A 16,145-nucleotide genomic window follows, 5' to 3' on the forward strand; every position below is an offset into this window, starting at 1 on the left:
CGCTGAGCTGGTCTTACTGACAGGGTGCCTCCACCCCGCGGCGAAGTCAAGACCCCGTCGGGAAGTCGGCGTCAGGCACGCTCGACGATCACGTCCAGCGCCACGCCCTCGCAGGGGATCCTGGGCAGGTCGGCGAGCCTGCTGCCGCGCACCGAGTCGCCCGTCGCGCATCGGGGATCCGTCGACACGACGACCCGGCCGACGCCGTTGGTGAGGGTAACCTGCTGTCCCAGTGCGGCGAATCGGGGTGTGAGCTCGCGCTCCACCTCCGACACGAGCAGATCCAGGCCCGCCACACCCAGGCGCGCCTCACCCACCATCGCCGGCACGGCGATGGTGATCGTGTACTCGTCGCTGCACAGGTAGTCCACATAGGGACCCGCGACGTGCGGTGCGCCCGTGCCCATCGGCACGCGGTACCACTCCAGCTCGCTGTAGTCGATGTGCTCCTTGTTGACCGATTGCGAGGCGAGCGCGAGTTTGCGGCGCTCCTCGCCCTGCCACCACGCGAGGTGGCCGCTGGCGTCCGCGAGAAGATCGATGGCGGCGATGAAACCGGCCCCGTAGACGGGGACCGCGTCGAGTTCGAGCGTGCGCAGAGCGTACGGTTCCACGACGGCGTCGAGCCTCGCTCGCGTGAGGGCGCCGTTCTCGAGGGCGTCCGCGAGCTCGGCGGCACAGGGTGCGACCCAGTCCAGCAGTGTGCGGATGGGAGTGCCGAAGTACTGCTCGACGATCTGCGCCGCCTCGGTCCGGTCGGTGATGGTGATGCTCATCGCGTCCTCCTGTGCACGTCGATGGATGGCATTCTCAGTCGCTGCTCCGGCTGGACGCCTGCAGCTGGATCAGGGCGTCGATCACGTCGGCGACCATGGTCTCGGTGCGCCGCCCCGCGTCTTCGGGATCGGCGTTCTCGACGGCGTCGATCATGCCCGCGAGCCTTTCGGCCTGCATCCTGAGCCCGTCCGCATCCGGGCCGACCAGGCGCAGGTAGGGAGAGAACTCCGCCTGAAGCCTCATCTGCTCGCGGGTGAGTCTGGCGGACTGGCTCAGCGAGACGAGCTCGACCTGGACGTCGTCGAGCACGCGCCGCTGCTGGTCGACGTCCAGGTCGTCGAGCCGCTCCAGGCGCTGGCGAACCCTGCTGGTCTCCGTGGGGTCGGCGCGCCGCGCCGCCAGACGCACGGCGGCCGCCGTGATCGCCGCATAGTGGGCGCCCAGGTCACGCAGCGCGATGCGTGAGGTGCGCGCGAGCTCGGCGCGCGCGAAGGCCAGGGGATCGGCATCCTCGACGACGAAGCTGCCGCCGTGCCGACCCCGGCGCGTGACGATCAGCCCCATGCCGCGCACGGTGAGCAGCGCCTCGCGGACCGTGACCGGAGCCACTCCGAAGCTTCGGGCGAGCTCGGATTCCGAGGGGAGGCGCTCGCCGGCGCGCAGGTGCCCGCGGTGGATGGCGTCGACGAGTCGCCGCTCCACCAGTTCGGCCCGCCCCTCGTCTCCGATGGGCTGGAACAGGGTCCCCTGAAGGCGATGCGGCTGGCGCGCGGTGTGTCGCACGGGCTCTGCTGACGGCGCGGCGTGGACGTCCGGCGTCGAGGTCAGCGATTCCATACCTGGATTCTTACATTTCCGCGGGTTCTCCGGTAGGACTTGAAATATGACCTCCGGTTTTATATGTTTAGCGAACCTTGCCGTTCGATGATGACCGAGGAGCACGACATGAGCACCGCCGCCCCCGCCGCGCAGGACACGACGAGCGACAGCGCCGCCGCCGGCAGCGTGTCGCTGGAAGGGCTGTCGAAGTCCTTCGGCGACTTCACCGCGGTGCGCGACCTCGACCTTCACGTCGCGCCCGGCGAGTTCCTCTCGATGCTCGGCCCCTCGGGCTCCGGAAAGACGACGGTGCTGCGCATCATCGCCGGCTTCGAGGAGGCGACCTCGGGCACGGTGCGCCTCTCGGGAGTCGACGTCTCGCGCACGCCGCCCCACGCGCGGAACGTGAACACCGTCTTCCAGGACTACGCGCTGTTCCCGCACATGACGATCGAGGACAACGTCGGCTACGGCCTGCGCGTGCGGGGCACGAGCAAGGCGGATCGCGGCGAGCAGGTGGGGGAGGCCCTGCGCCGTGTGCGATTGGATCAGGTCGCCGATCGGCTGCCGCACCAGTTGTCCGGCGGACAGCGTCAGCGCATCGCGCTCGCCCGTGCACTGATCCTGCGTCCGCAGGTGCTCCTGCTCGACGAGCCGCTCGGCGCGCTGGACAAGCAGCTGCGCGAGCAGATGCAGATCGAGCTCAAGCAGATCCAGCGTGAAGTCGGCATCACCTTCGTCTTCGTCACCCACGATCAGGAGGAGGCGCTCACGCTCAGCGACCGTGTCGCCGTCTTCAACAACGGCAGGATCGAGCAGATCGGAACCGCACGCGAGGTCTACGAGGAGCCGCGCAGCGAGTTCGTCGCCCGTTTCCTCGGGCTGTCGAACCTCATCGGCGCCGAGCTCGCCGAGACGCTGACCGGCGCACGCCGTGCGATGAGCATCCGTCCCGAGCGGGTGCGGCTGGATGCTGCCGCGAACGGCGCACCCGCCGACGGCGAGGTGGGCCTCGACGGGGTGGTCGCCGAGATCGTCTACACGGGCCCGGCGACCCGCTACCTCGTCGCCACGGATGCGGGCATCGACATGATCGCCGAACGCCCCAACGCCCATCACGACGTCGGCGCACGGCCCGCGCGCGGCGATCGGGTCCGCGTCACGTGGAATCCGTCGCACGCCGCCGTGCTGCCCTGACCCCGACCGCACACCCAGAGATCACGAAGGAGAGATCACATGAACAAGAAGGTCCTGGCCGTATCGGCCGTCGCGGCGACCGCCGCCCTGGTGCTCGCGGGCTGCTCCGCAACCACCGAACCGGACGCGTCCGGAGGCGACGGCGGCCTCTCGATCGACGTTCCCGACATCGCCATGATGGAGGCGCTCGGCGACAACGAGAAGGAGGTGAACATCGTGGCGTGGGCGGGCTTCGTCGAGCCGGCGTGGTCCGACGCCTTCACCGCCGAGACCGGATGCACGGTCAATCGCCGTGTCGCCGGGACCAGCGACGAGATGGTGCAGCTGATGCGCACGGGCGACTACGACCTCGTCTCCGCGTCCGGTGACGCGAGCCTGCGACTGATCGCCGGTGGCGACGTGCAGCCCCTGAACCTCGAGCTCATTCCGCACTTCGGCGACGACATCGTCGAGGGCATGAAGGGTCAGATCTACGACACCATCAACGGCAAGTCGTACGGCATCCCGATCGGCCGCGGTGCCAACATCCTGCAGTACAACAGCGACGTGGTCACCGAGGAGCCGACCAGCTGGGACGTCGCGTGGGAGAAGGACAGTCCGTACGCCGGCAAGGTGATCGCCTACGACGCACCGATCTACATCGCCGACGCAGCCGTGTACCTGATGGCGCACGAGCCGGAGCTGGGGATCGAGAACCCCTACGCGCTCGACGAGAAGCAGCTGGACGCCGCCGTCGAGCTGCTCAAGCAGCAGAACGAGATCGTCTCGGAATACTGGTCCGATGCGGCCGCTCAGGTCACGTCGTTCACGGGCGGCACGACGGTGCTCGGCACGTCGTGGGAGGTGCTGCGCAAGCTCACCGAGGACGAGCGGTTCAAGAGCGTGCTGCCCGAAGAGGGCTCCACGGGTTGGTCTGACGCCTGGATGCTGGCGGCGGAGTCGAAGAACCCCAACTGCGCCTACGCGTGGATGGACTACGCCTCCTCGCCCGAGGTCAACGGCGCCATCGCGATGAACTTCGGCATGGCGCCGGCCAACGCGGCGTTCTGCGACATGAGCGACGAGGCGAAGGAGCACTGCGAGTACTACAACGCGACCAATGAGGAGTACTTCGAGAAGGTGTGGTTCTGGACCACGCCGATCGAGCAGTGCATCGACGGTCGCACCGACGTCACCTGCACCAACTTCCAGCAGTGGACCGACGCCTGGACAAGCGTCAAGGGCTGACCGTGCCGCTCGGGGTGGGGGAGTGCGCTCTCCCGCCCCGGGACCACCTCTCGACGACAGGAGAGAAATGAAGCGCCGCGCACGGATCGCCGGTCTGCTGGCCCTGCCGATGACCTGGCTCATCGGGATCTACATCTTCTCGCTCGTGATGCTGCTGATCACGGCGTTCTGGGTCACCGACCCGTTCACGTCCAAGGTGAAGCCGGGCTTCACCCTGCGCAACTTCGAGCAGCTCATCGCGAATCCCTCATACCTGTCCACGTCGCTGCGCACGCTGGGCATCGCGCTGGCCGTGACGGCCCTCGCGATCGTCATCTCGGTGCCGCTGGGGATCTTCATGGCGAAGGTCGCCTCGCCCTGGCTGCGGGCGGTGCTGGCCGTCTCGATCACCCTTCCCCTCTGGGCCGGGTACCTCGTGAAGGTGATCGCGATGCGCATCACCTTCACCCAGGAGGGCTTCCTCAACTGGGCGCTCTCCCCGTTCGGCATCGAGGGACCGGGGTTCGCCCTCATCACCGTCGTGCTGACCTTGACCTATCTCTGGCTGCCCTACATGGCGGTGCCGGTCTACACGGCCATCCGGCAGCTGCCCGCCAACCTCTTCGATGCGTCCGCCGACCTCGGCGCCGGTGCGTGGCGGACCATCCGCACGGTGGTCCTGCCCCTGATCAAGCCGGCGATCATCGCCGGCTCGGTCTTCACCTTCTCCTTGAGCCTCGGCGACTACCTGGTCGCCAAGTTCGTCGGCGGCGACACGCAGATGATCGGCAGCGTCATCGCCTCCAACATCAACCTGAACCCGCCGCTGGCCGCCGCGTTCTCGATCGTGCCGATCGCCTTCGTCGTCATCTACCTGGTGAGCGTGCAGCGCACCGGTGCTCTGGAAAGGATGTGAGACGAGCATGCTGAGGCTCTCCCGCACCTCCAAGATCGTGCTCGCGGTGATCGTCGCGATCATCCTCGCCTACATGTACATTCCGCTGATGCTCGTGGTGCTCAACTCCTTCAACTCCGCGCGGATCGCCACCTGGCCCGTCAAGGGGTTCTCGCTCGAGTGGTGGGGAAAGGCCTTCACCAGCCAGCCGGTGCGCGACGCGCTGGTGAACTCGGTGCTGGTGGCCGCCGGGGCGACCGTGATCGCCCTGGTGCTGGGTACGCTGGTGTCCTTCGCGCTGCAGCGGTACCGGTTCTTCGGGCAGCGGGCCGTGAACCTGCTGGTGGTGCTCCCGATCGCGCTGCCCGGCATCGTCACCGGCGTCGCGCTGAACAACACCTACAACCGCATCCTCGAGCCGGTCGGCATCCAGGTCGGCTTCTTCGGCATGATCATCGCGCACGGCACCTTCTGCATCGTGATGGTCTTCAACAACGTCCTCGCACGGCTTCGCCGCATGAACCCCAGCCTCGAGGAGGCGTCGAAGGACCTCGGGGCCACGCCGTGGCAGACCTTCCGGATGGTGACGTTCCCGCAGTTCCGCAGCGCTCTGGTCGCGGGGGCGATCCTCGCGTTCGCGCTGAGCTTCGACGAGGTGTACGTCACGATCTTCACCGCGCCGCCCGGTGTGGACACACTGCCGCTGTGGATCATGAACCAGATGGCGCGGCCGAACGAGGCGAACGTCGTCAACGTCGTGGCGACCGTCGTGATCGCGGCGTCCTTCATCCCCGTGTGGGTGTCCCAACGGCTCTCGCGCGATGTCAGCGAGCGCGGGTGACGCCGCGCGATCGCCGTCGCGGCGAGTTCGCGCTCAGCGGACGCCTCACGTTGACCGGGGTGCGGCGCTCGGGTTTGATGGAGGCATGACAGACCGCACAAAGCCCGAGTTCGACGCACCGACCGGACCTGCACCCACCGAGCTCGTCATCCGCGACATCATCGTCGGCGACGGCGACGAGGCCAAGCCCGGTGACACGGTCACCGTGCACTACGCCGGCGTCGAGCACGACTCGGGTGAGGAGTTCGATTCCTCCTGGGGCCGCGGAGAGACCATCCAGTTCCCGCTGCGCGGTCTCATCCAGGGCTGGCAGGAGGGCATCCCCGGGATGAAGGTCGGTGGACGCCGTGAGCTCACCATCCCTCCGCACCTGGCGTACGGCCCTGCCGGCGCCGGCCACTTCCTCTCCGGCAAGACGCTGATCTTCATCATCGATCTGGTGGCCGTCGGCTGACCCGCTTCGACAAGAGACCTCCGTCCGCACGAGCGGGCGGAGGTCTTTTATTCACGGGAATAGATCTGGGTCAGCGCAGGTTGTGCTCCTCTGTGGCCGCGGACCGCGGCAGTCACGAGATGAGGAGCACGCACATGTCGATCGAGATCCCCGGCTACCGCCCCGGCACCTGGGTCCTGGACCCCGCGCACAGCGAGGTCACCTTCAGCGTCAGGCACATGATGATCTCCAAGGTGCGCGGCACGTTCGGCGTCAAGAACGCCACCCTGATCGCACCCGAGAACCCGCTCGAGGCGAAGGTCGAGGCGAACGTCGACGTCACCTCCATCGACACCAACGACGACAACCGCGACGCGCACCTGCGCTCCGCCGACTTCTTCGATGTCGAGAACCACCCGAGCATGACGTTCGTGTCCACCGGTGCGCGCGTCGAGGGCGGCGACTTCTTCGTCGACGGCGACCTGACGATCCGCGGCATCACCAGGCCGGTCAGCTTCGAACTCGAGTTCGGCGGCTTCGGCACCGACCCGTACGGCAACTACAAGGCCGGCGCGTCGGCGAAGGCCGTCATCAACCGCGAGGACTTCGGCCTGACCTGGAACGCCGCGCTCGAGACGGGCGGTGTGCTCGTCGGCAAGGAGATCACCATCGGACTCGACCTGCAGGGGGCGCTGCAGGCCTGAGCCTGATCCCCGGAGGACCCCGGGGCCGGATGCGCCGAGCGTCAGGCCTCGGGGTTCAGTGCGTCGTACGAGCGGAACCGCGGGGTCAGTCGGGCGAGCGCTGCGGCGAGGCCGATTACCAGGAACCCGCCCAGCAGTGGAGGGAACCACAGGCTGGTCGCGGTCGCCAGCGCGCCGGCGTACAGAGCGCCGACGCGAGGTCCGCCGGCGACGACGATGACGAAGATGCCTTGCAGTCGGCCGCGCATCGCGTCGGGGACGGCGGCCTGCATCATCGTGTTGCGGTAGATGGAGCTGACGTTGTCGGCGGCGCCGGAGAGGGCCAGCGCGATGCAGGCGAGGACGATCAGTGCGATGTTCGGCTGCTGCTCGGACGCCGGCGGCAGGAACGCCCCGATGAGCAGCACGACGCCGAAGAGCGCGATCGCCCCGCCGTACGCCTGCACGGCTCGCTCGATGCCCCGGCCGTGCCACCGGTAGTGCACGACGCGGCCCGAGAACAGACTCGACGAGAAGGTGCCGACGGCGACGGCCGCGGTGAGGGCGCCGGTGGTGATCGCACCGCCGCCGAGCAGCACGGTGCCCAGCGCCGGGAAGAGGGCCAGCGGCTGACCGAAGGTCATCGCGGTGACATCGAGCAGGTACTGCATCCGGATGTTCCCCGCTCGGCGAAGGAAGCGCCAGCCGTCCACGAGCGAGGCGATCCCGGGCCGGACGATCACGCCTTCGGGCAGAAGCCGCGGCAGCGTCCACAGGCCGAGGAACATCGACAGCATCAGGACCACGTCGATCGTGTACGTCCAGCCGAATCCCGTCAGCGCGACGAGCATCCCCGCGACGGCGGGGCCCACCATCACCGTGAGTCCGAAGGCCACGCCGTTGAGGGCGGATGCCGCGGCGAGCTCATCCCGCGGGATGAGGCGCGGCACGATCGCGGTGCGGGTGGCCATGCCCACCGAGTTCGCCGCCGCGATCAGCATGCTCAGTCCGTACAGCCACCAGATGTTCTCGCCTCGCGCCCAGGTGAGTGCGGCGAGCAGGGCGGTGGCCGCGAACGCCACCGTGGCGGCGATCAGCGCGACCCGGCGCCGGTCGAAGGCATCCGCCAGCATGCCTCCGTAGAGGCCGGCGAGGATCATGGGCACCAGACCGGCGACCGCGATCATCGACACGGCGAACGTGCTGGCGGTGAGCTCGAACACGTGCAGCATGACGGTCACGATCGTCAGCTGTCCGCCGATGCCGGCCAGCGCGGAGCCGATCCACATGCGCGCGAAGGCGGGGCTGGTCTTCAGGGGGGAGAGGTCGATCAGATGACCGCGGGAGAACTGCACGATCCGAGGCTATCGCTGTGCGCGGCGGGCCCGCGGTTGCTGGTAGGCTGTTGAGGTTGCCGTTTGATCGGCCGCGGATGAAGAGAGCCAGCGCATTCGGCGTCGGGCACCGCGCAACAAGCAGAGAGGGGATCGAATCTATGGCACTGGAAGCAGACGTCAAGAAGGCGATCATCGAAGAGTACGCGACGCACCCCGGTGACACCGGATCCCCCGAGGTGCAGGTCGCGATGCTGACGCAGCGCATCAAGGACCTCACCGAGCACCTCAAGGAGCACAAGCACGACCACCACTCGCGTCGTGGCCTGTTCCTGCTCGTGGGTCAGCGTCGTCGCCTGCTGGGTTACCTGCAGGACATCGACATCAACCGCTACCGCTCGCTCATCGAGCGTCTCGGTCTTCGTCGCTAGGAGAAGCACCGCTGCCGCGTGCAATCGCGCAGAACATTCTTGGAAGGCCGCCCCACGGTGTGGGGCGGCCTTCGTCGTGTCCGCGTGCTTGACTCGAGCATCGCTTTCCCGTAGGAAAGAAGAAAGGTTTCTAAGGGGAAAGTGAGGACCGCATGGAACACCGGGCCGAGTCCGGGGCACTGCCCTACGACCCGCCATCCGCGGCTGTCGCGCAGGCATACCTCGACGAGTCCGTGCAGGTCGCTCAGCGGCGCGAGGAGCGCATCGACCGCAGGTCAGCAGCACGGCTGTTCGCCGTCGAGGGGGTCGGTCTCGCCGTCTACACCACGGTGCTGTTCCTCGTGATGCCGGACGGCGGCGTCGCGGTGCTCGCGCTGATGTCGCCGATGCTGATCTGGAGCATTCTCGCGGGATCCCTCCATGAGACCTACGGCTACCGGCGTCGCGGGCGCGAGCAGCGCGTGCGCGGCATCGTCGCCGCGGTGCTCATCGCCTGCATCGTCGGCGGGCTCGCTCTGCTCGTCAGCGGCGTCGAGCTGCCGCTGGCGCTTCGGCTGGTCCCCGGCGCTCTCGCCCTCATCGCGTACGCTGCGGTCGCGGTCGGCGAATGGCGCCGCGGTGTCGCCCGTGAGGCGCTGGTCTCGGTGCGAGCCCCCTTCGATCGCGCGACCCGCATCGTGACCGCCTGCATCGGCGTCGCGCTCGGAGTCGCCATCGCGAGCGCCGGTGCACCGAGCACGGGTCTCGCGTGGCTGTCCTCTCTGCCGGTCATGCTCGGCCTCGCGCTCTGGAGCGCGATGGTCGCCGCAGGCACGGCGCCGGCCGTCGCGCCCGCCTGGGGGCCCGCCGCGTGGACGGCGTTCGCCGCAGCCTGCGTCGCGACGGTCGCCCTGACCCTCCTGTCCGCGTTCACCGCGACCGCACTCGCCGTCCCCGGGATCGTCGCCGGTGCGGTGATCGCTGCCGGATTCGGCGTGATCGCCCTGGTCGGCCGGAACCGTGACTGAGAGCGCGCACCCGCGACTTCGGCTCGACGACAGCTTCGCGAGTCCCATCCGCTTCTCGCTCATGGCCGCGCTCGGGGAGGACCTGGAACTGGACTTCGGGGCTCTGGCCGACATCCTGCAGGTGAACGACTCGGCGCTGAGCAAAGCGATCGCGGCGCTGGAGCAGGTCACGTACCTGCGGGTCCGCAAGGGCTACGCCGGCACACGCCCTCGCACGTGGGTGACGAGCACCGAGACGGGGCGCCGTGCCTTCCGCGCCCATGTGGAGGCCCTGCGGGCGATCGTCGACTTCGACGCCGGAGGGGGCAGGCGCTCCTGACGCGCGGTCTTGCGTCAGGCGCTCGCCGCCACCAGGTCCGGATGATGGATCGCGGCGACGTCGGGATGCGCGCGAAGCCGGGACTTCAGCGCGTTCTGACCGTACAGGCTGTGGATGGGGTTGTCCGGATCGTCGCTGACGCCCCGAGCGCGCGCCGCGAGGTCCGCAGGCAGGTCGATCAACGGCAGCCGGGCGTCCAGCGCGGGATTGAAGAAGAACGGGATCGAGAGGCGGTCCTGCGGCGCACGGGGCGAGATCACCCGGTGGTTGGTCGCCCGCAGGTAGCCGCCGGTCGCGTACTCGAGCAGTTCGCCGATGTTCACGACGAAGGCGCCCTCGATCGGCGGCGCATCCACCCATTCGCCGTCGCGCTCGACCTGCAGACCCCCGCGTCCGGGTTCGACCCACAGCAGTGTGAGCACGCCGCTGTCCTTGTGCGCGCCGACGCCCTGCTGAGGAAGCGGCTCGTCGGTGCCGGGATAGCGGACGATCTTGATGAGCGTCGAGGGTTCGCCGAAGTGATCGTCGAAGTAGCCCTCGTGGGCGCCCAGCGCGAGCGCCCACGCGCGCAGCAGTCTTCGCGCGATCCCGGAGAGCGCCGCGTGCCATTCGGTGACGACCTCACGCAGCTCGGGCAGTGCGGAGGGCCACAGGTTCGGGCCGATCAGGCGGTTGAAGGCGGGGCCGCTTCCGACCGCCGCGCGCTCGGGGCCGATGTCGATCTGCTCCCGCCAGTCGACGTTGCCCTGCGTGCGCTCGCCGCCGATGCGGGTGTAGCCGCGGAAGTGCGGGCTGTGCACGTTCTCGATCGCCAGCTTCTCCTGCTCCGGCAGGACGAAGAACTCGCGCGCCACACGATGAAGGCGCTGTTCGAGCTCCGCAGGGATTCCGGTGCCGGTCAGATAGAAGAACCCGACGTCGTGGGTGGCGGCGCGCAGGTCGGCGCGGAAGCGCGCGGCGGCTTCGTCTCCCGCATCGAGGCGGGAGAGGTCCAGGACGGGGAGGTTCGGATCGGTCATGCGTCGACGCTAATCCGCGACGGGATGCCGGGATGCAATGTTGCGCCGTCTTACCGTTCTGTTTCAGTGGGCTCGCGGTCACCGGCTGCGGCGCGAGCCCGTCGGATCGCTCCGGTGGTCGGCGCCCGAGGTCAGGGTGGGATCGGCGAACATCCAGCGCGGCCGCGGCTCGATCAGAGGGCGGAACAGGCGGCGCACGGGCCTGGATGCCAGCAGGAAGGCGATCGCGACGGCCAGCAGCGTGATCAGGGGCAGCCAGATCCAGGTCGGGTCGAGCCCTCGCAGCACTCCCGATTCGCGGAACGGGTAGAGGACGAACGAGTGCAGCAGGTACACGTACATCGTGTACTGGCCGAGGGTCGTCCACCACTGGGTGCGCCGGGGAAGGAGCACGAAGAACGAGGCGCTGAGCAGGATCGCGAGAGCCATCAGGCCGAGCCGGATGCCTCCGGCCCACCACTGGTCGCCGGCGAGGTCGGAGTAGGAATCGTCGTAGAAGAACCAGAAACGCAGATCGACCGCATCCCACGTGGCCAGCCAGCGCCAGCACACGAAAGCCCAGGCGCTGAGCACCAGCACACCGGCCGCGCGCAGCCACCAGGGTCGGAAGTCGATCAGCCGCAGTCTGCGCACCACGTCGCGTTCGCGCAGCCACCAGCCCAGTGTGAAGAAGAACAGCAGGCCCAGTGTGCGCGACAGCGAGAACGTGCTGTTGACGTTGTCCAGATAGCCCACGCCGATCGAGATCGCGAGGGCCCAGGCGAGCGGCCACCGCAGCAGCGCGAGATAGGGGAGCACCAGGCGGAAGATGCCCAGCGCCAGCAGGAACCACAGGGTCCAGGACGGTTGCGTCAGATTCGGGTCGGCCCTGCCCTCGACGAGGAGCTTGGTGAGCGTCCACAGGCCCTCGAAGATCACATACGGCACGAGGATGTCGGTGATGACCCGGGCCATCTGCCGGCGGGTGGGGCTGGAGGCTTTGGAGAAGTACCCCGAGATGATGGCGAAAGCCGGCATGTGGAACGCGTACACCCAGAGGTAGAACGCGTAGGAGATGTCGGAGTCGTAGATCAGTCGCTGCGTGCCGTGTCCGATCACGACCAGGATGACGCACGCGAAGCGGGCGTTGTCCCAGAACGGTACGCGTCGTCGGGGGCGCGCGATCGTGGCTGTCGAGCCGGTCGGAGGGTGAAGCTCGGCACTGCTCATGCTCCGAGGCTACCGGCAGGGAATAGGTTTGCGATCGAGGCGTTATACCAAGTACATTCAGGTGAATAGACCGGATGCTGCGAGGCGTCCCGAGCGGAGAGAACAGTGAACGAGCAGAGCGGTGTGCAGTTCGGCATCATGTCGGTCAGCGACATCACGCAGGATCCCACGACCGGCATCACCCCGAGCGAGGCCGAGCGCATCCGGGCGACCGCGACGATCGCCAAGCACGCGGAGGAGGTCGGTCTCGACGTCTTCGCCATCGGGGAGCACCACAACCCGCCGTTCTGGTCGTCCAGCCCGACGACCTTCCTGGCGCATGTGGCCGCGCAGACCGAGCGCCTGATCGTCTCGACCTCGACCACGCTGATCACCACGAACGATCCCGTGCGCATCGCCGAGGATTACGCGATGCTTCAGCACGTCACCGGCGGCCGCATGGACCTCATGCTGGGCCGCGGCAACACGGGGCCGGTGTATCCCTGGTTCGGGCAGGACATCCGCCAGGGCCTGCCCCTCGCGATCGAGAACTACGCGCTGCTGCACAAGCTGTGGACCCAGGACGTCGTCGACTGGGAGGGCAAGTTCCGCACCCCGCTGCAGGGCTTCACCGCGACCCCGCGCCCGCTGGACGGCGTCGCCCCGTTCGTCTGGCACGGCTCGATCCGCACGCCGGAGATCGCCGAGCAGGCGGCCTACTACGGCGACGGCTTCTTCGCGAACAACATCTTCTGGCCCAAGGAGCACTATCAGCGCCTCATCGAGCTCTACCGCCAGCGCTTCGCCCACTACGGTCACGGTGCGCCGGAGGAGGCGATCGTCGGAATCGGCGGTCAGGTGTTCCTGGCGGCGAACTCCCAGGATGCGGTGCGGGAGTTCCGGCCGTACTTCGACAACGCGCCCGTGTACGGGCACGGGCCGAGCATGGAGGACTTCACCGAGATGACCCCGCTGACCGTGGGGTCACCGCAGCAGGTCATCGACCGCTACGCGTCCATGCGCGACACGTTCGGCGACTTCCAGCGCCAGCTGTTCCTCATCGACCACGCCGGACTGCCGCTGAAGACCGTGCTCGAGCAGCTCGACATCCTCGGCGGCGAAGTCGTTCCCGTGCTGCGCCGCGAACTCGCCGCGAACCGGCCCGCCGGCGTGCCTGACGGGCCCACCCACGCGGCGCGCGTGCGGGCGGCCTACGGCGACGGGCCGGCACGGCAGGCGCGGCCCGGCGCCAATCGCGGCGACAACCTGACCGCCGGCTCCCCGTACCAGGACGCACCCGCACCCGCAGGCGCTGCCTTCGGTCTTGCAGGAAAGGAGGCGTGAGATGAGCGACCGGCGCATCGCCGTCATCTCCTCCGGGCTCTCGAACCCCTCATCGACCCGGATGCTCGCCGACCGGCTGGCGGCCGAGACCGCCAGGGTGCTCGGCGAGCGCGACATCACCGTGCAGGTGGATGTGATCGAACTGCGCGACCTCGCGCACGACATCACCGACAACCTGCTCACCGGATTCGCCCGTCCACCGCTCGAGGAGGCGATCAACAGGGTCGTCTCCGCAGACGCGCTCATCGCGGTCACGCCGATCTTCTCGACCAGCTACGCAGGCCTGTTCAAGTCCTTCATCGACGTGCTCGATCCCGACGCCCTGACCGGAAAGCCGGTGCTGATCGGTGCGAACGCGGGCACGGCGCGACACTCGCTCGCGATCGACTACGCCATCCGGCCGCTGTTCACCTACCTGCACGCCGAGCCGGTGTCCACGGGCGTGTTCGCGGCTTCCAGTGACTGGGGCGCCAACGCCGACGAGGTCGCACCGCTCAGCGCTCGGGTCGAGCGCGGTGCGCGCGAGCTGGCCGAGGCGATGGCGCGCAGAGAGGCTTCCGTCGCGTCCGACCCGTTCGACCCCGACACCTACCTCGGCAAGGGGAAGTCCTTCGGCCACCTGCTCGGGGGTCTCGCGGGGGAGTGAGCGGACTCAGCCGCTGGGGCGGATCCAGCGGTACTCGGTCTCGGGGCGGCCGCGGGCGCCGTATCGGCCCTCGCGGCTGACCACCCCATCCGCCGCGAGGTGCTCGAGATAGCGCCGCACGGCCACGCGTGACATCCCCAGCCTCTCGGCGGCTTCCCTCGCCGACAGGGCTCCGGCGGCGCGGATCGCCGCGACCACGCGGTCGAGGGAGTCCGCCGACAGCCCCTTGGGGATGCTGATGCGGCCGGTGGTGCGCCCCAGGAGCGCGTCGATCTCGGCCTGCGTCGCCTCGCCGTCGGTGGCGCCGGCCTGCTCGCGATGCGTGCGGTACGCCAGGAGACGCTCGCGGAACACGGCGAAGGGAAAGGGTTTGACCAGGTACTGGAACACGCCGAGTGCGGCCATCTGACGCACGGTCTCCGCATCCCGGACGCCGGTGATCGCGATCACATCCACTGCCGCGGCTTTCGCGCGCAGCGCGCGCAGGACGTCGACGCCAGAGCCGTCCGGCATGGTGATGTCGAGCAGCACGAGATCGAAGGATCCCGGTCCGGGCTTCTCCAGGACGGCGGATGCCGCTGCGCGAGCGCCGGCGCATTCGCCGGACACGACGAAGCCCTCGAGGCGATCCAGATAGGTGCGATGCAGCTCGAGGGTCAGCGGATCGTCATCGACGATCAGCGTGCGGATCATGCTCGCCTCCGCGCCGATGCGGCGGGCAGGGTCACGCGGAAGGTGGTCGGATCATCGAGGATCTCGACCGTCCCGCGCGCCTCTGCGACGACGGAGCGGACCAGGGCGAGACCGACGCCGCGGCCTTCGACCCCGGCGGGCTTCGTGGAGTAGCCGTGCTGGAAGACGCTCTCGCGCAGCTCCGGGGGCACGCCCTCGCCGCTGTCCGAGACCTCGACCACGAGAGCATCCGGGCTCGACGAGCGAAGCACCACCTCGACCCAGCGCTCCGGCGCCGCGCTCGCGGCGTCCATCGCGTTGTCGATGAGATTGCCGAGCACCGCCACGCTGTCGACCGCCGAGAGCCCCGAGCGAGGCGCACCGGGCTCGATCCTCACCCGCCAGTCGATGCCGCGCTCCTTCGCCTGGGAGGCCTTTCCGAGCAGCAGAGCGCCGACGGCGGGATCGCCGTGCCGGCGCGCCGTCACCTGGTCGACGAGGGACTGGCTCTGCCGAGACGTCTCTGTGAGGATCCCGACCGCCTCCTCGGTGCGGCCGAGCTCCAGCAGGGCGACCGCGGTGTGCATCCGGTTCCCGTGCTCGTGCGTCTGCGCCCGCAGCGCCTCGCCCAGCGTGCGGATCGACTCGTACGACGACACGGCATCGCGCACCTGCCCCGGAGGCAGATCCCCGGTGATGCGGCGCGTGACGCGCCGCGCGAGCCACGCGCCGAAGGCGCCCACCGCGACGAGCACCGCGGTGATCGCGAAAGAGAGCGGCAGACGGCGCAGCAGCGTCTCGGAGATGGATTCCGTGGTGACACCTGCGGCGACCCAGCCGACATGGGCACCCGCATCATCGAGCACGGGCACGATCGTGCGCACAGACGGGCCCAGGGTGCCCGTGAAGACCTCCGTGTGCGGGTGGATCGCGTCCGGGACGGTGCCGAGGTAGCGCTCGCCGATCTCGCTCGGGTCCGGATGCGTGATGCGCACGCCGTCGATCGTCATGATGGTGACGAAATCCAGCGAGGCCTCGTCGAGCACGTCCAGGGCGAAGGGCTCCAGCACACGCGTCGCCGCGGCGGTGTCGGCGCCGGCGAGCGCGGAGCGCACATCCGGCGCGAGGGCGATGGTCGACGCCGTCGTGGCGGTGACCCGCTCCGCCTCGACGCGCACGGCGCGCTGCGTCTCGATCACCAGGAACGCCGTCACGAGCCCCGCGATCAGCACGGAGGCGCCGAGGACGACGAGGAACACGCGCGAGGCCGCACTGCGCGGGCGAGAGCCGCCGAGCATCCCGCCTCCCTCGCGTCGCCTTCCGATCGTGACCAA

18 protein-coding genes are annotated in these 16,145 nt (G+C 68.8%); 11 read left to right on the forward strand and 7 right to left on the reverse strand.

Annotated elements, in window-relative coordinates:
* Window positions 1–71: 71 nt before the first annotated feature.
* Together ACFWHT_RS06090 and ACFWHT_RS06095 are read right to left on the reverse strand one after the other, a co-directional pair.
* On the reverse strand, window positions 72–776 hold the full coding sequence (locus tag ACFWHT_RS06090; RefSeq protein WP_378826439.1) for a cache domain-containing protein: 705 nt from the start codon (window positions 774–776) through the stop codon (window positions 72–74).
* 34 nt (window positions 777–810) lie between these two features.
* Window positions 811–1,614, reverse strand: coding sequence for a FadR/GntR family transcriptional regulator (locus tag ACFWHT_RS06095; RefSeq protein WP_378826441.1), 804 nt, complete (start codon window positions 1,612–1,614; stop codon window positions 811–813).
* 108 nt (window positions 1,615–1,722) lie between these two features.
* Here ACFWHT_RS06095 and ACFWHT_RS06100 point away from each other — a divergent pair, with 108 nt between their 5' ends.
* The 6 genes from ACFWHT_RS06100 to ACFWHT_RS06125 all read left to right on the forward strand — a co-directional run bounded on the left by ACFWHT_RS06100 (window position 1,723) and on the right by ACFWHT_RS06125 (window position 6,872).
* Complete coding sequence (locus ACFWHT_RS06100; protein ID WP_378826443.1) at window positions 1,723–2,793, forward strand: ABC transporter ATP-binding protein; 1,071 nt, start codon at window positions 1,723–1,725, stop codon at window positions 2,791–2,793.
* Between the two features lie 39 nt (window positions 2,794–2,832).
* A complete protein-coding gene (locus ACFWHT_RS06105; RefSeq protein WP_378826444.1) occupies window positions 2,833–4,020 on the forward strand; it encodes an extracellular solute-binding protein in 1,188 nt (395 codons plus the stop codon).
* A 67-nt stretch (window positions 4,021–4,087) separates the two neighbouring features.
* Window positions 4,088–4,915, forward strand: a complete 828-nt coding sequence (locus ACFWHT_RS06110; protein WP_378826446.1) for an ABC transporter permease — start codon at window positions 4,088–4,090, stop codon at window positions 4,913–4,915.
* 7 nt (window positions 4,916–4,922) lie between these two features.
* Window positions 4,923–5,735 carry an ABC transporter permease gene (locus tag ACFWHT_RS06115; protein WP_378826448.1) on the forward strand — a complete coding sequence of 271 codons (813 nt, stop codon included), beginning with the start codon at window positions 4,923–4,925 and terminating at the stop codon, window positions 5,733–5,735.
* Window positions 5,736–5,820: 85 nt separating this feature from the next.
* Entirely contained in the window at window positions 5,821–6,189 is a 369-nt protein-coding gene (locus ACFWHT_RS06120) for an FKBP-type peptidyl-prolyl cis-trans isomerase (RefSeq protein ID WP_285633152.1), read from the forward strand.
* A 134-nt stretch (window positions 6,190–6,323) separates the two neighbouring features.
* Complete coding sequence (locus ACFWHT_RS06125; RefSeq protein ID WP_378826451.1) at window positions 6,324–6,872, forward strand: YceI family protein; 549 nt, start codon at window positions 6,324–6,326, stop codon at window positions 6,870–6,872.
* 41 nt (window positions 6,873–6,913) lie between these two features.
* Here ACFWHT_RS06125 and ACFWHT_RS06130 read toward each other — a convergent pair whose 3' ends face one another.
* Window positions 6,914–8,206, reverse strand: a complete 1,293-nt coding sequence (locus ACFWHT_RS06130) for an MFS transporter (RefSeq protein WP_378826453.1) — start codon at window positions 8,204–8,206, stop codon at window positions 6,914–6,916.
* Between the two features lie 140 nt (window positions 8,207–8,346).
* Between ACFWHT_RS06130 and rpsO the strand changes: the two genes are divergently transcribed.
* The 3 genes from rpsO (at window position 8,347) to ACFWHT_RS06145 (ending at window position 9,942) form a co-directional block, all read left to right on the forward strand.
* Complete coding sequence (gene rpsO / locus ACFWHT_RS06135) at window positions 8,347–8,616, forward strand: 30S ribosomal protein S15 (RefSeq protein ID WP_005048780.1); 270 nt, start codon at window positions 8,347–8,349, stop codon at window positions 8,614–8,616.
* 152 nt (window positions 8,617–8,768) lie between these two features.
* A complete protein-coding gene (locus ACFWHT_RS06140; protein WP_378826455.1) occupies window positions 8,769–9,623 on the forward strand; it encodes a hypothetical protein in 855 nt (284 codons plus the stop codon).
* A complete protein-coding gene (locus ACFWHT_RS06145; protein ID WP_378826457.1) occupies window positions 9,616–9,942 on the forward strand; it encodes a transcriptional regulator in 327 nt (108 codons plus the stop codon). The genes ACFWHT_RS06140 and ACFWHT_RS06145 overlap by 8 nt, the downstream gene beginning before the upstream one ends.
* A 14-nt stretch (window positions 9,943–9,956) precedes the next feature.
* Here ACFWHT_RS06145 and ACFWHT_RS06150 read toward each other — a convergent pair whose 3' ends face one another.
* Together ACFWHT_RS06150 and ACFWHT_RS06155 are read right to left on the reverse strand one after the other, a co-directional pair.
* Window positions 9,957–10,961: an isopenicillin N synthase family dioxygenase gene (locus ACFWHT_RS06150; protein WP_378826459.1), complete on the reverse strand. Its 1,005-nt coding sequence runs from the start codon at window positions 10,959–10,961 to the stop codon at window positions 9,957–9,959.
* Between the two features lie 78 nt (window positions 10,962–11,039).
* On the reverse strand, window positions 11,040–12,170 hold the full coding sequence (locus tag ACFWHT_RS06155) for an acyltransferase family protein (RefSeq protein WP_378826461.1): 1,131 nt from the start codon (window positions 12,168–12,170) through the stop codon (window positions 11,040–11,042).
* Window positions 12,171–12,275: 105 nt separating this feature from the next.
* Between ACFWHT_RS06155 and ACFWHT_RS06160 the strand changes: the two genes are divergently transcribed.
* Together ACFWHT_RS06160 and ACFWHT_RS06165 are read left to right on the forward strand one after the other, a co-directional pair.
* On the forward strand, window positions 12,276–13,493 hold the full coding sequence (locus ACFWHT_RS06160; protein WP_378826463.1) for an LLM class flavin-dependent oxidoreductase: 1,218 nt from the start codon (window positions 12,276–12,278) through the stop codon (window positions 13,491–13,493).
* Between the two features lies 1 nt (window position 13,494).
* Window positions 13,495–14,139 (forward strand): FMN reductase, encoded by a 645-nt coding sequence (locus tag ACFWHT_RS06165; RefSeq protein WP_378826465.1) that lies wholly within the window; start codon window positions 13,495–13,497, stop codon window positions 14,137–14,139.
* A 6-nt stretch (window positions 14,140–14,145) separates the two neighbouring features.
* Here the strand turns inward: ACFWHT_RS06165 and ACFWHT_RS06170 are convergent, their stop codons facing one another.
* Both ACFWHT_RS06170 and ACFWHT_RS06175 read right to left on the reverse strand, forming a co-directional pair.
* Window positions 14,146–14,832, reverse strand: a complete 687-nt coding sequence (locus ACFWHT_RS06170; RefSeq protein ID WP_378826467.1) for a response regulator — start codon at window positions 14,830–14,832, stop codon at window positions 14,146–14,148.
* Complete coding sequence (locus ACFWHT_RS06175; RefSeq protein WP_378826469.1) at window positions 14,829–16,109, reverse strand: ATP-binding protein; 1,281 nt, start codon at window positions 16,107–16,109, stop codon at window positions 14,829–14,831. The genes ACFWHT_RS06170 and ACFWHT_RS06175 overlap by 4 nt, the downstream gene beginning before the upstream one ends.
* Window positions 16,110–16,145: the final 36 nt, after the last annotated feature.

Source organism: Microbacterium sp. NPDC058342, assembly GCF_042723935.1.
In the GTDB taxonomy this organism is placed as follows: domain Bacteria; phylum Actinomycetota; class Actinomycetes; order Actinomycetales; family Microbacteriaceae; genus Microbacterium.

Excerpts from the sequence above, each read along its gene's own strand:
- ACFWHT_RS06165 (WP_378826465.1), top strand. The coding sequence starts at position 13,495 with ATGAGCGACCGGCGCATCGCCGTCATCTCCTCCGGGCTCTCGAACCCC.
- ACFWHT_RS06120 (WP_285633152.1), top strand. The coding sequence starts at position 5,821 with ATGACAGACCGCACAAAGCCCGAGTTCGACGCACCGACCGGACCTGCA.
- ACFWHT_RS06095 (WP_378826441.1), bottom strand. The coding sequence starts at position 1,614 with ATGGAATCGCTGACCTCGACGCCGGACGTCCACGCCGCGCCGTCAGCA.
- rpsO (WP_005048780.1), top strand. The coding sequence starts at position 8,347 with ATGGCACTGGAAGCAGACGTCAAGAAGGCGATCATCGAAGAGTACGCG.
- ACFWHT_RS06125 (WP_378826451.1), top strand. The coding sequence starts at position 6,324 with ATGTCGATCGAGATCCCCGGCTACCGCCCCGGCACCTGGGTCCTGGAC.
- ACFWHT_RS06105 (WP_378826444.1), top strand. The coding sequence starts at position 2,833 with ATGAACAAGAAGGTCCTGGCCGTATCGGCCGTCGCGGCGACCGCCGCC.
- ACFWHT_RS06140 (WP_378826455.1), top strand. The coding sequence starts at position 8,769 with ATGGAACACCGGGCCGAGTCCGGGGCACTGCCCTACGACCCGCCATCC.
- ACFWHT_RS06100 (WP_378826443.1), top strand. The coding sequence starts at position 1,723 with ATGAGCACCGCCGCCCCCGCCGCGCAGGACACGACGAGCGACAGCGCC.
- ACFWHT_RS06110 (WP_378826446.1), top strand. The coding sequence starts at position 4,088 with ATGAAGCGCCGCGCACGGATCGCCGGTCTGCTGGCCCTGCCGATGACC.
- ACFWHT_RS06150 (WP_378826459.1), bottom strand. The coding sequence starts at position 10,961 with ATGACCGATCCGAACCTCCCCGTCCTGGACCTCTCCCGCCTCGATGCG.
- ACFWHT_RS06170 (WP_378826467.1), bottom strand. The coding sequence starts at position 14,832 with ATGATCCGCACGCTGATCGTCGATGACGATCCGCTGACCCTCGAGCTG.
- ACFWHT_RS06175 (WP_378826469.1), bottom strand. The coding sequence starts at position 16,109 with ATGCTCGGCGGCTCTCGCCCGCGCAGTGCGGCCTCGCGCGTGTTCCTC.
- ACFWHT_RS06155 (WP_378826461.1), bottom strand. The coding sequence starts at position 12,170 with ATGAGCAGTGCCGAGCTTCACCCTCCGACCGGCTCGACAGCCACGATC.
- ACFWHT_RS06090 (WP_378826439.1), bottom strand. The coding sequence starts at position 776 with ATGAGCATCACCATCACCGACCGGACCGAGGCGGCGCAGATCGTCGAG.
- ACFWHT_RS06115 (WP_378826448.1), top strand. The coding sequence starts at position 4,923 with ATGCTGAGGCTCTCCCGCACCTCCAAGATCGTGCTCGCGGTGATCGTC.